General features: G+C 34.5%; 14 protein-coding genes and 1 pseudogene. 1 reads left to right on the top strand and 14 read right to left on the bottom strand.

Translation table 11 applies throughout. The features are described 5' to 3' along the window. Window positions 1-4: 4 nt before the first annotated feature. The 13 genes and pseudogenes from ACOAOT_RS04090 to ACOAOT_RS04030 form a co-directional block, all read right to left on the bottom strand. Window positions 5-916 (bottom strand): annotated as a pseudogene (locus tag ACOAOT_RS04090) (DUF8090 domain-containing protein); the annotation flags it as partial. Beyond that, the gene (locus tag ACOAOT_RS04085) at window positions 913-1,572 is read right to left on the bottom strand and encodes a DEAD/DEAH box helicase (protein ID WP_420215808.1); all 660 of its coding nucleotides are present in this window, start codon (window positions 1,570-1,572) and stop codon (window positions 913-915) included. The gene ACOAOT_RS04085 and the pseudogene ACOAOT_RS04090, both read right to left, overlap by 4 nt. Window positions 1,573-1,830: 258 nt before the next feature. After that, the gene (locus ACOAOT_RS04080) at window positions 1,831-3,732 is read right to left on the bottom strand and encodes a DUF8600 domain-containing protein (RefSeq protein ID WP_420215807.1); all 1,902 of its coding nucleotides are present in this window, start codon (window positions 3,730-3,732) and stop codon (window positions 1,831-1,833) included. A gap of 80 nt (window positions 3,733-3,812) precedes the next feature. Next, a complete protein-coding gene (locus tag ACOAOT_RS04075) occupies window positions 3,813-6,047 on the bottom strand; it encodes an AAA family ATPase (RefSeq protein ID WP_420215806.1) in 2,235 nt (744 codons plus the stop codon). 81 nt (window positions 6,048-6,128) lie between these two features. After that, window positions 6,129-7,058 (bottom strand): recombinase family protein, encoded by a 930-nt coding sequence (locus ACOAOT_RS04070; RefSeq protein ID WP_420215805.1) that lies wholly within the window; start codon window positions 7,056-7,058, stop codon window positions 6,129-6,131. A gap of 256 nt (window positions 7,059-7,314) precedes the next feature. Next, window positions 7,315-7,554, bottom strand: a complete 240-nt coding sequence (locus tag ACOAOT_RS04065) for a hypothetical protein (protein ID WP_491711664.1) — start codon at window positions 7,552-7,554, stop codon at window positions 7,315-7,317. 15 nt (window positions 7,555-7,569) lie between these two features. After that, complete coding sequence (locus ACOAOT_RS04060; RefSeq protein ID WP_420215804.1) at window positions 7,570-8,739, bottom strand: HNH endonuclease domain-containing protein; 1,170 nt, start codon at window positions 8,737-8,739, stop codon at window positions 7,570-7,572. Between the two features lie 52 nt (window positions 8,740-8,791). Further along, window positions 8,792-9,133, bottom strand: a complete 342-nt coding sequence (locus ACOAOT_RS04055) for a nucleotide pyrophosphohydrolase (protein WP_420215803.1) — start codon at window positions 9,131-9,133, stop codon at window positions 8,792-8,794. Between the two features lie 29 nt (window positions 9,134-9,162). Beyond that, complete coding sequence (locus tag ACOAOT_RS04050; RefSeq protein ID WP_420215801.1) at window positions 9,163-9,717, bottom strand: MBL fold metallo-hydrolase; 555 nt, start codon at window positions 9,715-9,717, stop codon at window positions 9,163-9,165. Beyond that, window positions 9,635-9,826 (bottom strand): hypothetical protein, encoded by a 192-nt coding sequence (locus ACOAOT_RS04045; protein ID WP_420216674.1) that lies wholly within the window; start codon window positions 9,824-9,826, stop codon window positions 9,635-9,637. The genes ACOAOT_RS04050 and ACOAOT_RS04045 overlap by 83 nt, the downstream gene beginning before the upstream one ends. A gap of 10 nt (window positions 9,827-9,836) precedes the next feature. Beyond that, window positions 9,837-10,109, bottom strand: coding sequence for an HPr family phosphocarrier protein (locus ACOAOT_RS04040; RefSeq protein ID WP_420215800.1), 273 nt, complete (start codon window positions 10,107-10,109; stop codon window positions 9,837-9,839). A gap of 226 nt (window positions 10,110-10,335) precedes the next feature. Further along, the gene (locus tag ACOAOT_RS04035) at window positions 10,336-11,973 is read right to left on the bottom strand and encodes an AAA family ATPase (RefSeq protein WP_420215799.1); all 1,638 of its coding nucleotides are present in this window, start codon (window positions 11,971-11,973) and stop codon (window positions 10,336-10,338) included. 207 nt (window positions 11,974-12,180) lie between these two features. Beyond that, window positions 12,181-12,561: a VOC family protein gene (locus ACOAOT_RS04030; protein ID WP_420215798.1), complete on the bottom strand. Its 381-nt coding sequence runs from the start codon at window positions 12,559-12,561 to the stop codon at window positions 12,181-12,183. A 277-nt stretch (window positions 12,562-12,838) separates the two neighbouring features. Here ACOAOT_RS04030 and ACOAOT_RS04025 point away from each other — a divergent pair, with 277 nt between their 5' ends. After that, complete coding sequence (locus ACOAOT_RS04025) at window positions 12,839-14,005, top strand: IS110 family RNA-guided transposase (protein WP_420215797.1); 1,167 nt, start codon at window positions 12,839-12,841, stop codon at window positions 14,003-14,005. A 161-nt stretch (window positions 14,006-14,166) separates the two neighbouring features. Here ACOAOT_RS04025 and ACOAOT_RS04020 read toward each other — a convergent pair whose 3' ends face one another. After that, on the bottom strand, window positions 14,167-14,517 hold the full coding sequence (locus ACOAOT_RS04020) for a hypothetical protein (RefSeq protein WP_420215796.1): 351 nt from the start codon (window positions 14,515-14,517) through the stop codon (window positions 14,167-14,169). Between the last annotated feature and the right edge of the window lie 164 nt (window positions 14,518-14,681).

Below are 14,681 nucleotides of genomic sequence, written 5' to 3'. Positions count from 1 at the left end.
CAAAACTCTTAAGTCTTTGCAGTGTTCTCTTTGCATCGTAATTTACAATATTAATATGACAATATTTTTTGTACTCTTCCTCTTTACTTACAAATTTTCCTTGTAGAACTTCTATCGCATTATTAAAAGAGGTTAAGTCAAGCTCATACCCGTAGGTATCCTGAAACTCCTGTTTAATCTCATCCACATGAATTACTTCATGGTTTTGAAAGCGCTTTAATATCTCAAGTTCATATGGTCTTGTTCCACTCAATATCGTTTTCGACAAATACTCTAATGTAATCATTTCCTGTTCTGTTATCTTTTCTGTATAAAGCGCCTTCTCTACAGACACTAAGAAATTCTGATAGGTCTTATATTCTCTGATTATTAAAAGTGGATCTGTTTCTCCATTTACGTAGAAATCTAAAAAATACGGGACTCTACCCAATCGATTTATCAGAGAAATATAGCTTTCTCTGATAATCGATTTCATTCCTTTAATTTTATCAATTGACGAAAAAATCTTTTCTTTTGCAATCTCATCAAAATGAACCGTAGAAGCACCCGGTACGGTACTGTTTCCACTAATAATATATTTTTGAATCGTATCTGGATTATAAGAACGATCTCCTGATAATGCGACTGGAATCATAAAGTTGTTATTATAATTACCAATAAAATCTAGAATTACAACATATTCTTTTCCTTCCGCCTTCCTTAGACCTCTTCCCAACTGCTGAATAAATACAATCGGTGACTGCGTAGGTCGAAGCATAATTACCTGATTAACTTCAACAATATCTACACCTTCATTTAAGATTTCTACTGAAAATATGTAATCCAAGGGTTGTCTGTTTTCAAAATCAACATCTTTATCCATTGCCAACCTCTCAAATGCTTCCTGCCGTTCCTCCTCAGAGGCATTGCCATTCAAGGCGATTGTTCTATATAATTTACCATTTGACGGATTAATGATCTTGCTGATAGTTCTTCAGACTCGTCTATTCGGCTGCAAAATATTAATCCCTTTACTCTATCGCCACTATATCCGTAATAATTAGCTTGCTCAATAATATGTCGTACTCGTTCAGCCCCAATTAACTGATTAAAATCTCTTTCAGAAATGTTTTTGGCTTTAATCTTCTTATCATCCATCATTGAAATGTCGCTGATTCCAAAATAATGAAATGGATAAAGCATGTTTTCTTCCATAGCCTGCTGAAGACGAATCTCATAAGCTATTTGATAATTAAAAATCTCGTAAATATTCTTCTCCGCGACATTATCATTTCGCGTATCAGGGGTTGCCGTCATGCCAAGCCAAAGCCTGGGTTTAAAATAATTCATTACTTTTTGATAAGTAACTGCAGAGATATAATGAGCTTCATCCAGTATAATACAATCAAACTCTTCATAATTATATTTAAATAAATGTTCATCTCTGTTCAAAGTCTGTACTGTTGCAAATACCTTTTGATAAGATTTCCTGGACTGACGTGCAAGCTGCCCTCTATGAACTAGAAATAATACTCTTTTAAACTCAAGCTCACGCATTGCAAATGCTGAAGCATAAGTTTTTCCTGTTCCCACTCGTGTCAAGGGTGTGACATGGATAGGTTATTTAATTGTCTCGATTCCAGGTAACCTGAAATCAAATACGGTGGCGGGGTATGATTCCCGCTTTGCAATCGCCTGGTGGCTACACCGCTAGATTTCTAATTAAAATTATTACCGTGTAAACGAATACTCGTTATTATATACCTCATCACACTATTGCGTAAGAATCCGTAACGGCACTTTTATGTATACAATATCGTATACAAACTAATCTCCTAACCGTCTTATGAATCAATCTTCATTGAAGGTCTTAACTATATTGTTTAACTGTACTAATTCACCAGTACTACCTCGAATAATTCCAACTTCCCACACTTCCCCATTCTCACTGTTATTAGCAATATCAATTTGATATTCTTTTATTCCTTGTCTCAACGTAATACGCGCTGAGCTTGCTTGTAAATCAACTTCCTTCGAAAAGTTATGAACAATAATTGTGTAATCTTTATTTAACCATTTTGAAATAATAATTTCTTCTGGTCCAAATCCATTCCGCACATCCACTTTATATTCACAAAACGGAAATTGTTCCTTCTTTCCAGAATTTTTATATGATATTTCCATAGAGTCGTTAACATCTTTAATAATTAAACTTAAATCTAAGTCCCTAGGTTTCTCATTCCACTCAAGAATAATCGAAAGTTCTTCTGAAGTATCTAGCATGTAATTACTTATTATTGTTTTTCCCGGAGAATTATAGTATTTATCTATAGTAGTTATAATTTGATTTTTAAACTCAGCAATTTCAGTAGATCTTGGAATGAACTTACCAAAAGCCAACATTCTACTTTTATTTTCTGACTCTATTTTTTCAATCAATTTCGAAGGAATTTTCCCATAATTAACAAGAATCACCTTACTTTCTGGTCGTCCGTCTGCATAATCCTCTAAAGCTTCGCTAAAATTTTTCCTACTTGGTTTTTTATACTGTTTACACTCAACTACAACCAAAGTTGATCTTACATCCTCAATAGGTAAAACAACCAAACTATAATCCGGTTGAATATGTTTGCCTCTTGATTTTCTATTTTTAGTTTCCCCTTTTTCCCATTCAGTTTTTAATTCAGCCCAAATCTGCAATTCTGGGTGAGAATTAACAATTGAAGCAATATGAGAACCACCAAATGAAAATGAAAGTTTTCCGTCTATTACATTGTATTCAATATTATATTTATCTAAAGCTCCCATAATCTCTGTACAAACCCATACTGAATACAATTCATATCTATGTTTCCATACTGGTAATTTAAGAAATTCTTTAATCGTTTTTTCCCAAACTTTATGTTTATCTTTAGTTATAGATGAATAGTTAAAAATTTCGTTTAAACTTTCTATAACTTTCTTTGATAAAGCCAACTTTTCCGCTTCGTTTAGTATATCAAAGTAGTAAGTAAACTTAAACAAATTATCAACAAATATATAAGGCCATTTATCTAGCAATAGATAATAAAATGGCCATTCTTCATTTTCTGCCCTTTTTGCCTTTGCATCATTCGGATTATCAAATACTCTTTTACATTCATTTAAGAATATATCCCAAATATTCCATACTTTTACAATATACTCATCCAACTCATTATTTCCTGTTTGAGGACATTCTAATAGTGATTTAGGCCACTTATTTTCATCGTATTCCTTCAACCAATTAATTGCTTTTATATCAGTAATTTTACTTTGCCAATTTGTAACTTTTCTAAATGGATCTATTAGGCCCCAGGAAACCAATTCACTAATATACAGGTAGACAAATTCTTTCTCTATCTTCTGGACCTGTTCCTTCATCGACTTAAAATGATTTATGTCAAATGAGAAACATTTGCTAGTATTAAAATTGAATTCCAAATTTATGTTATGATCGCTCGTATATGCATTTGCTTCTTCAAACATTTCAAGTAGGCCATTTAACATTTCAGAAAAAGATTTAGTAACTTTGAAAAATTCTGATATAAATTTTTCAAGTGAAATATTGTTTGTACTTAGTATTGTTTCAATTGATTCATTATGTTTTCCTCCTAACGCAATTTTCAACTCCTTAATTAAATCCTTATCATAGTACTTCTCATCAATAGCCCCATATGTACATATGATTTTCCATAATTCTACAACATCATCTATTATCTTTTCCTCATTCATTTCTCACACCTCTTATTTTTATTTATCTAAACCTCAAAATAGCCACCCCTTAATTACTATTCCTTATACCCGTTTGAGCTCTAACAGACCATCGTTTTCAAATTTTGTACTGAAACTAATATTTCATTAATCTCTAATATCTCATTGTTTAAAATATCATCCGAAATATCTATTGCTGGCTGAAAAATACTTAAGTTTCCTTCAAAATGGTTAAACTCATTCAGCAATGTTTTTTTAGATGCTAATTTTGCTTTAGCAAGTCGAATAATCATTTTTTCTCTTTCATCAAAAACTTTATCATCAACCAAGGACTCGTTTAATATATTTGTTAAAAGTAATTTTCTTCCTTTTGTACGTATTTTAAACTGCCTTGTCAAACATCGCTCTACCTTTAATCTCAAGAAAAGATAACATACTGAATGATACAAGGTTTTATTAAGCAAAGGATATTTAGTATTATCTACAATAAAATTGTCATTAATATTCAGCTGTAAAATATCTTTAACAGAGACATAGTACATATCTTCTATTCGACCATTACCTTCTCCGTTTTTACAAAACAGCTTATTGTAGATTTTAGTAATATTAATTCTAGAGTATTCATATCCATGCATAACCTTGGATAGATGCCTATAAGTAGCATTATCACCTATTAGATTCGCGTATCCCCTCATAAAAGGAATAAGCGATATCAAAAACAATTTTTCATTATTAATTACTATTTCATCTCTGTTTCTTAACAAATTCAAAAATTTATCGATTCCAAGCAATATTTCTTTTTCTTTATTATTAACAGATACAAACCCATTTCTTGCACCATCAAAATTATTTAACAAATATAGGGTAAATGAATTATTTAATTGATGTTCTAACAATCGTATTAAATCCGTATTATGAGTCAATACGATTACATTTTTAGCTTGAAGGAACTTGATTATAGAAAATGCAATCTTATTCTTATAAATTGAATCAAAACTCGAAATAGGATCATCTAATACTATTATCTCTTCTGATCTATTCCTTGCTTTTAAAAACTCAAATGTCAGTGAAATAAAATTTTGTTCTCCAGTGCTTAAATGCAAATCGTCAAAATTACTATTGTACAAATTTCTATTATCTATTGTAAGTCGTATATTATCATTATCTCTTACAAGATTTATTTCTCTACCAATAGCATTTTTAACAAATTCTTTGACAAAAAGCAAATCTTCCTCCGTAATTTGTGGTGGTTCTTTATTTAACGAATTATAATCTTCAATCTTGTTTTTTAAGTTGTGTTTCTCAAAAATATCATGCAAATAATTCTGCACAATTGCTTCATTAGTTCTTACATACTGCTTTACTTCATCAATTAAATTTTCTAATTGTCCAGAATCTCCCTCTTGGAGAAACATCAACAAAATTTTCTTAACTTTAAAAGGGTCTTTATTTTCATCTATTACCTGAATGATTTTTTCTAGCACATCTCTACTTGTTGAATCCATATTATCTAGAATTTCTTTATTCTCAGAGGATTTCTTTGTTATTATTTCCTCTGGATGATAATCCACATTATCACATACCACACAAACTTTGCTATCAAAATATCTTTTAACCAAATGAATAGCTTCATTATTTCTTCCAATTACTATAACTCTTCTATCTGTAGCAATTGATTTTCCTTCTAATTGTAGCAATCTATAAAGAATAGAATTTTTGTCAGTATAATTATCTTTCAAATATAGTAACTTTTCCTCTTCATGCTCAGGTACATCAAGTTTTTCTAATAATAAAATGAACTCCATTAATTCCTTACACGAAAAGTTCTTTCTTGATGCAGGAATTAGGATTTTACACATATCTGCCAATTTTTGATTATTGAACACTTCAAATTGTAGATTACTTTTTGCCGAATATCCGTAATCCCTTAAACCTTTATATATTACATTATTAACCAATTCATCAAGTGACTTATCAATTTCCTCTTTTAACATATATTCTCTCTGAATATTATCGCCAATAATATAATCACTTTCTTTCACTTTGATAATATTTCGATTTCTATGATCTTGTATTACATAAAAAAGAGTGTTGTTTTCATTCGTATATGTTATTTTTCTATATTTCACTTCATATGAACAATCTGAATTACTATTTTTCTCGTTTAAAACATTGACCATACTTGTTTTTCCTGTACCATTTGGAGCGTACAAAACAGCAAGGTTTGTAAACCTACCCTTGCCAAATACAATTCGATTATCATCCTGCATGTTCATAAATTCTTGTCGAAATATTGATTGATTCTTTAGTTTGTGAAATACTACACTATTACTCATAATTATTCTACCTCCCCGATATGCCCCATAATTAACACGTTATTTTACATTATACTCCTAAATCTACATTTTTCTCAACAATCAAACTACAATGTTTCTGTTAAACTTCCACTTCACCTCCAGCCTCTCCCCACCAAATAAAACAATCTCTTCCACAAACATATCCACAAGCTCCTTCGTCAATTTCGTCAGCTGAATATTCCCATCCAGCATCTCCAAACCTGCTGCCTCAGGCACCTCCATAGCCGAAAGCTGTTTGACCGCGACCTGCTGTTTTTCTATATTCTCCTGCATTTTCTCCATCATCTGCTCATACATTTTCTTCTGCTCCAAATAAGTATCTTTATCTGTCACCTCCGTTTTGTATGCTTCATAACTTGCACGGAGATCCTGCTGCAAAAGTGTCATTGTGCGTTCCATATCAGACAGATGTTTTTCTGCCGTAACAAGGCGCTCTTTATTCTTAGAACGTTGTACATCTATCACTGACCTGGAATCCACCCGTACATCTGCATATTGCTGAAGCATACCAAGAACTACTTCTTCAATATCCGCATCCAGAATACTTATTCTACAATCCCCACTACTCTGATCCATATATCTCTTATTGCAATAATATTTAGGGCGACCACTATAAGTATGCGCTAGCGTATGACCCCAATCGCCACATTTCATCTTACCTACAAGACAATGCCTTGCATGACGTTTCCCATCGGTAAAGCACTTTGTATTTTCTTTCCGAAGCTCTGCAATTTTCAGAAAGTCCTTCTTTGAAATAATCGGTGGATGACAGTTTTCTATCCGTTTCCATTCCTCTTCTGGAAGAGTCACACATCTTCTGGCACCAACTTCTTTACTCTCATAACGGTTATACACCAATGTTCCAGTGTACTGCTCATTATCCAGAATTCGTATGATAGCTACTGTATTCCAAAGTGGTTTTCTTTGTTTATATCTGGCAAGCATTTGCTCGTTCCCTTCCATTTCACCAATATAAATTCCTGGTGACACGATACCCTCATCATTCAGATTTCTTGCAAATTATACATGGAAATACCTGCTTTGTACTCCTTAAAAATCCGCTTTACAATTTGGGATGCCACCATATCAATTACCAACTGGTGTTTATCCTCTGGGCTTTTCACATATCCATAGGGTGCATATGCCGCAACATAATTCCCTTTTTTCATTTAACTTTTTTAATGCCTTAGGCTCACTAAAATTTAAATAATTGGTTGTTAAAATCTCTCCAGGAATATTTTTCTTCTCAAGTTCCTTTAACGTCTGAAGAAGGGGAGTAATTCCCCCCCATTGCTATAAAAGCAACACTTATTTGAAACTGTTCACATGTTAAAAGCTCATTCTCTATAGTCGATAGTACTTTTTTACCTTCTCTATGATTATTTGAAACAAACTGAGGTTTGTAAGCCAAATTAGATGAAAACGTTCCATCAACATATGCCGTTTCAAACCCATTCCTAATTTCAGCCAATTCTTCTTTTGTCATGTACCCATTCCCCTTTTACCAGATTTGGTACCCTTGTCTTCTTGCCGAATCATAGACCGGCTGCATGTTTTTCTCAAGAATATGATAAAATTCGTCTTTAGAATTTCCTTTTCTATATAGCTCCTGATTAGCCCATATGGAATGCAAATTATCCCGAAAGCAAGATTCGTACTTTTTTCTAATACCTGGCTTTCTTTCATCATGAATTATGCCATACAAAATATACTGGTTACTTGCAAATCGTCCAAAAAACGGATCCCACTTTGGAAGCTTATTACTTTTCGATGAATTTAAAGCGGAATCCATAGGCATTAAATTCCATAATTCATCGTTCATTACGAAGGACCAGGGAATAAAATGATCCACATCGTAACTTCCCTTTACTATTGGTGAATTTTTAAAGACATCCACGATAGGTTTCTCATCCAAAACTGCCTCCCAAAGTTTCCTAACGCTATTAAGCCTGCGCATTTTTTCATCCATTGGTGCCAGCTTATAGATAAGACCTGGGACTTCAGGATTATTATTCTGAAGCCACTTTACCTTTTCATACTGAATCCAGCCAAGAATTGATACGGTATTGTCCTGAATCATCTTCATCCATGATTCATTAAAATAGACTTCTTTCTTAAGTTTACTTCCTGTTCCAAGTGTATAGGGCAATAATGATATCTGATTGACACGTTCAATATAAGATACCATTCTTTGAGTACTACCCCAATCTGCTCTTTCATTATACTTATCAAAAAATCCTGAAAGCGCCCGATATGGAACCATATGAGTTAACTGATCTTTATAAAGCGCTAATTCTTTATCATACTGCTTTATCTTATTCTTAATCTCTATCTTGGAAGCATTTCCTGGAAGTTGGCTTAACTCCTGCAGTGTAAATATAGCCCTTTCCAACCCATCTTTAATCCGTCCTTCAATCACACCGCTTAGATGAATATGAAATTCTAAAACCGTATACCACGCATTTGCAATCATCTCATCAATAATATCGTTAAAGCTGGTCTCTTTTAATCCTTCTGAAATTAAATGAACGATTGCCTCAAGCCAATAGAACTTATAGCAGTATGACGGGTTCTTCATCATAAGAGAGAATGCTTCTATATCAAGACTGTTATAATACTTGCCATCAATATTTAATTGATATCCGATTTTTCCATAATCAAATTGAGGCATTTATCCTCATCCCCCTTGTCTTATGTGAACAGGTGCTAATCGTTTCTCTGAATCATTTCTGTTTTAGCTGATCATATTTTTCCTTACTGCCCTTCGCTAATTCTACTGGATACTTTTCATTGTTTCTCTTAATCTTCGCCTGTACAATCTCATCTATATCAAGACCGCACGCATCTGCCATAAGCACACAGTAATTTATTACATCAGCTAATTCTTCTCTTATCTTGTCCATCTTCTCTGTGCATTTCACATCCTCAGCACTCCACTGAAAAACTTCCAATAGTTCAGCCGCTTCCAGAGAAATTGATATGGCTAAATCTTTGGGATTATGAAATTGTCTCCAGTCGCGTTCATCACGAAATTGCAATATCTTATTTATTGTTTCTTGTGTCATTCATATTCCCTCTTACTTTATCCTGCTTTTTAAAAGAACCGGTGCAAAAAGTTCAAAATATTTTCTTTCCTAACTGGCTCACTGTGACCCACTACTGCCAACTCAAAATCAATCATACATAATTCCTCATATAATTGTTTTGTTTTTTCCAGATCTCTGTAATGATTTTGATAAAAGTCATCATTATAAATATCACCTAAAAATATCACTCTTTCCTCTGGAATGAAAACAGCCACGGAATCATCACTATGGGCGGAGGGAAGGTGCATACATTCGCATGTAATGTTTCCGCAGTCTAATACCATTTTTTGCTCAAAGGTTATCAGTGCTGGAACTACCTTTATTTCTTTTAATTTTGGATACTCTGCCCGGATGTGCTCATCTGCAAACGAGATTTCTTCGCCGGATATCAACCGCTCTTTCATTTTGGAATCGGTAAATTCCCAGGAAGACATTCTGACCAATTCCTGGTTGGTCTTTGTATGTGCAATTGTTTCTGCATCAATGGCATGCAGACCATATGTATGATCCCAATGCCAGTGTGTTATAATACAATATTTCGGCTTTTTTAAGCCTTGCTGCATCAACCATTACCGAACATCGATCCCCATTGATATAACCCAAAACAGGGCGATCGCTGTTGGAATCGCATTCCGTATAGTATATATTTTCTGTTAACCGATTTAATCTCATAGTATGTCTCCTATTCTCCAAAGCCGCTTTCTGCAAAGTTTGCTATAGATAAAATCGCTTCTTTTTCATCTTCGCCCTGGGCTTCAAACGTCAGCCTGTCCCCCTTTATTGCGTTCATATCCATTAAGGAAAGTACATTCTTTGCATTATATTTCCTGGTGAGGTCTTCATTTTTATAGACGGTAATTTCACTTTTAAATCCCATAGCGAGCTTTGACAGTAAACTGGCCGGTCTTGCATGTAATCCATATGGGTTTGGTACGGTCACGATAACGATTTCCATGGTATTCCTCCCCTGCTAATACAATAATAGCGGCATTTAGATGATCATCAATCTCTTTAAGGAAAGTATAGTTTGTAATGGTTGTTCTGTAAAGAAAAAAGTAAGCGAATATGATCAGCTCCAATTCATTTTATCAAATTATGTCCATAAGTTGATGACAACTTTCTGAACACAGATTTTCATTAAATAGAGCCATGCGTCTGGCACGGCCCTGTTCAAATAACATTTATATCTGCATGATCTTATGCACCATACTGCATCTTTTCTTGTCATGTGCTAAACCAACGCACAGAACCTCTCCTGATAATCCTGTATAATATTGATTATCAATTATCTGTTGTAAAGCCTCTTCCCTAAGCCGTTCCAAATCTTCCCCCTGTTTAAACTCAATAATTACATGACTATGAGCAGGCATCAATGCTTCCAGAGTGATATCACTTCTCCCGAATCCGGCTTCTATGTTGCTTGTTACCTTGTAAGTACCTCTTAGTGTAATGCACATTCCTAAAAACAGCATGTGATATGCATTTTCCTTGGCATCCATGTAACTGGTACAAGATATGACAATATCCTGATATAAATCAAAAAACCGTTTCATATCTTTATTAATCAGGCAAGAAAGCATTTGCTGCAAGTCCATTCCGTCAACACCTGATATCTCGGCAATCAATACTTGAAATTCTGACATCACTTCATCATTAGGAATTTTCACCACTGCTGTATTGGAATCAATCCGTTTTAAGGCAGTCAGATAGCCTGAGTTCACCAGAAGTCCCCACAAACTATAATTACTATCTCGTTCTATATATGAAGTTTCTAACGTAAGCCATACAGATATTTCTTTTCCTGATGCCAATTGATCAAAGTCTTCCCAAAATCGCTTATCTGCTGTCCGCAGTGCTTGTTTCACTAAAAAGTTAGAGGATGTATTAATCCAATAGTTATCTAATGAGTCTATATCAGCATAGTTTAAAACAGACCATGGATTGTATATTTCTACTCCTCCAAACCGGTAACCATCATACTTCATACGTACATTTTCGTCCAAAATCAAACCATAATCAGTTAAAAGTTTTTCTGTCTCCCCAACAGTAAGACCAAAATAAGATGCATATTGTTTGTGCATTACCGTGTAAACTCTGGCATTATTAAACTGAGAAAATATACTTTCCTTAGCAACTCTCTGTACTCCCGTGATAAGAGCCTGACCAAGTGATGAATTTCCCTTCATCGCACCCCCATAAAGATTGGCAAAAAAAGGGCCCAGCTGGTTATGGTATCCGTATTCGTAACTGCTCATAATTGGCTGGTCATATTCATCAATTAAAAGTATCGGGCGTATATGATAGAATTCATAAACAACCCTGGTTAAATCCAATAACACACCAGACAAATAGATATGTGTGGATTTCTGATCCATTAACAAATCGTAGGATTCATAAAATTTTTTTGCACTAAAAGAATTTTTGTTTAGTTTATCTCTGAATTTTTCTTCATAGTAACCATATTGCTCCTGCATCGCCAGTTTTAATTGGGCAGTCAGCTCCTCCACCGTGGTTCCTTTAGAATTTTTAAAAGTAAAATAAATAACAGGTCTTGAATTAATCTGATCCGCGTATTCCGTATCCATAATTGCCAGACCATTAAAAATATCTCTGCTATCCTTTTCTATATCAAAAAATTCCTTTAGCATCGTCACATTTAATGTCTTTCCAAACCTTCTTGGACGGGCAATCAGTGTAACTTCATCCTGCATTTCTATAAAATCCTTTATCATTAATGTTTTATCCACGTAATAGGATCCATTTTCACGTAATTTACGAAAATCATCATTTCCTATTGGTAAGATTCTTTTTACACCCATGCCTTCTATCCTTTCTAAAACATCTTAAGTACGTGCTATCTTTATAATAACATATTACTCCCAGTCTTACCAGTCCAGGCCAATGTATTCTAATCATAATATATGATCAGTATTTAGTGACACGCGTTTGCTATTGTGTCAAGTGTAACATTTAAGAAACCATAGACTATCACTCAATAGTCTATGGTTTCTTAAGACATTATCTACTTACATTACATCAAAGCAAAACGGATGTCCCTCTGGGTCAAGCATTACAGCCCAATCTCCGTATTGTACATCTGCTTTTCTTGCTCCAAGTTTTAATGCGTAATCAATCCATTCCTGAAGCTTTGCTTTTTCCATACTAAAATCAAGGTGCATCATTTGCTGTTGCTTGTTAACCTCTTCGGGCCATACTGGAGGAACATACATTTCATTCCTTTGAAAACCAATGTTTACGTTGCACTTTTCTGAATATATAATAATAAAATCATCAGCTTCATAACATTTATTCCAGCCCAGCAAATTAATATAAAAATCAGAAAGTGTTACAGGATTTTTACAATCCAAAACTACTTTGTCAAAATTTATTTCAGCAATATTCTTCATTTCTTTCTTGTATGATAATTAGGAAGTTAATTATCACACGTTCCTTTCTTTTTAATATCGTGGTTATAATACATTCAGATACTGTGGACTTTTGATTTTTTCCTGTAGCTTTGACTACTCAACTGGAGTGTATTGCCGCTACCTTTATCTGAATTGTTTATATGCTGGATGTACCGGAGCACTTTGTTCCAATGAGTACTTATTTCAATCAAGTCTACGATGATAATCGCTGGTGGATATCACGGTATCAGATCTTACGAAAGGGAGGTACAACCTCATGATTTACGTTGGTATTGATATTGCCAAACTTAACCATTTCGCCGCTGCCGTTTCTTCGGAGGGCGAGATACTCATTGAGCCGTTCAAATTCACAAATGACGCTGATGGCTTCCAACTGCTGATTTCCAAAATCGAATCATTCGATAAGGACAGCACCATCATCGGTCTTGAGTCGACGGCACACTACGGTGACAACCTTGTTCGATACCTTGTTGCCAGTCTTTACAGAGTGTGTGTTCTCAACCCTATTAAGACGTCTCAGATGCGAAAGAACAACATTCGCAAAACTAAGACAGATAAGGTCGACACTTACGTTATTGCTAAAACTCTAATGATGCAGGATTCCTTACGGTTCGTCAGCTTCTATGATCTTGATCTGATGGACTTAAAAGCTCTTGGGCGCTTTCGCCAGAAAACGATAAAACAGCGAACCCGCCTTAAAATCCAACTGACGACCTATGTTGATCAGGTCTTCCCCGAATTGCAATACTTCTTTAAATCCGGTCTGCATCAGAATGCTGTCTATGCCCTTCTTAATGAAGCACCTTCTCCTAACGAGATTGCTTCCATGCATATGACTCATCTGGCAAATCTGCTCAAAGTGAAGTCTCATGGTCACTTTACAAAGGAGCAGGCCAAAGAATTAAGAGTTCTGGCACAGAAGTCTGTCGGTGCAAACGACAGCGCTATATCTATTCAGATAACCCAGACCATTCAACAAATCGAGTTACTGGATAGCCAATTAAATAAGATTGAAGCAGAAATGACGGACATCATGAATTTCAATGAATCAGTCATCATGACCATTCCTGGTATCGGATACATAAATGGCGGAATGATTCTTGGTGAAATAGGTGATATTCACCGTTTCTTAAGTCCTAACAAGCTGCTTGCTTTTGCTGGTTTAGATCCGTCCGTATATCAGTCTGGTAATTTTCAGGCTAAACGAACTCGTATGTCCAAACGTGGCTCTCGTGTACTGCGATATGCCCTAGTAAATGCAGCTTGGAACGTTGTAAGAAACAACGACACCTTCAAGGCTTATTATGATGCCAAGAGGGCAGAAGGCCGAACTCACTATAATGCCCTTGGGCACTGTTCCGGCAAGTTAGTCAGAATCATCTGGAAGATGCTTACTGACGAAGTTGAATTTAACCTCGAATAAGAGGTCTGTATACCAATATCGATAGATTTTGAAAAAGCACCCTCAGGGAGCTTTATTAAAGTTACCCTATTTTACCTTTGATACGAAAAAGAAATTTTTTGCTGATTTATGCTTGACTTTTCATAGCTGGTCTCCTTATCATACTATATTCATTTAATTTCTCACACATTCATATTTGATTCCTCTTGTAACTGAGCCGTTTCCTGTTCTAACAACTCAAACTCACTCTTGTTATTAGAATTACTTTTCTTGCTAGATTTACTAAGATTAACTGCGAAGTTCTTCCATTTATGATTATATTCTGTTTTGTTGTTATCAAATTCATTTGCTCTTAATATTTTAAAGTATTGTTTTAAATCATCCTCTGTTAATTCCCCGTTAACTATGGCTGTTATGACAGCGCACCCCGGTTCATTTTGATGCATGCAATTGTTAAACCTGCACATTTTCGCATATTTATCTACATCTGCGTAAACCAGTTCATCATCTCTATCAATATGTGATTTTTTCATTAATAACCATCCTTTTATTTTCTTTGTCAAATTTCAAACAGAATGGCATTTAACCTAATTTAGGGTACAAAAATAGCCACACCAACCACATGTGACCATACTTTTTTCATATTCACAAGAAGATTAGTTATGATAGCATTAAAAATAAAGCCACATATGGCTAT

It is taken from the genome of Lacrimispora struthionigena, from assembly GCF_048627165.1.
Classification (GTDB): Bacteria; Bacillota; Clostridia; order Lachnospirales; family Lachnospiraceae; genus Lacrimispora.
The sequence above is the reverse complement of the archived record's forward strand: the minus strand, read 5'-3'. Positions and strand labels throughout refer to the sequence as shown.

What these genes read in the sequence shown, in the direction of transcription:
- ACOAOT_RS04080 (WP_420215807.1), bottom strand. Translation starts at nt 3,732, where the DNA reads ATGAATGAGGAAAAGATAATAGATGATGTTGTAGAATTATGGAAAATC.
- ACOAOT_RS04075 (WP_420215806.1), bottom strand. Translation starts at nt 6,047, where the DNA reads ATGAGTAATAGTGTAGTATTTCACAAACTAAAGAATCAATCAATATTT.
- ACOAOT_RS04065 (WP_491711664.1), bottom strand. Translation starts at nt 7,554, where the DNA reads ATGACAAAAGAAGAATTGGCTGAAATTAGGAATGGGTTTGAAACGGCA.
- ACOAOT_RS04060 (WP_420215804.1), bottom strand. Translation starts at nt 8,739, where the DNA reads ATGCCTCAATTTGATTATGGAAAAATCGGATATCAATTAAATATTGAT.
- ACOAOT_RS04055 (WP_420215803.1), bottom strand. Translation starts at nt 9,133, where the DNA reads ATGACACAAGAAACAATAAATAAGATATTGCAATTTCGTGATGAACGC.
- ACOAOT_RS04050 (WP_420215801.1), bottom strand. Translation starts at nt 9,717, where the DNA reads ATGCAGCAAGGCTTAAAAAAGCCGAAATATTGTATTATAACACACTGG.
- ACOAOT_RS04045 (WP_420216674.1), bottom strand. Translation starts at nt 9,826, where the DNA reads ATGAGATTAAATCGGTTAACAGAAAATATATACTATACGGAATGCGAT.
- ACOAOT_RS04040 (WP_420215800.1), bottom strand. Translation starts at nt 10,109, where the DNA reads ATGGAAATCGTTATCGTGACCGTACCAAACCCATATGGATTACATGCA.
- ACOAOT_RS04035 (WP_420215799.1), bottom strand. Translation starts at nt 11,973, where the DNA reads ATGGGTGTAAAAAGAATCTTACCAATAGGAAATGATGATTTTCGTAAA.
- ACOAOT_RS04030 (WP_420215798.1), bottom strand. Translation starts at nt 12,561, where the DNA reads ATGAAGAATATTGCTGAAATAAATTTTGACAAAGTAGTTTTGGATTGT.
- ACOAOT_RS04025 (WP_420215797.1), top strand. Translation starts at nt 12,839, where the DNA reads ATGATTTACGTTGGTATTGATATTGCCAAACTTAACCATTTCGCCGCT.
- ACOAOT_RS04020 (WP_420215796.1), bottom strand. Translation starts at nt 14,517, where the DNA reads ATGAAAAAATCACATATTGATAGAGATGATGAACTGGTTTACGCAGAT.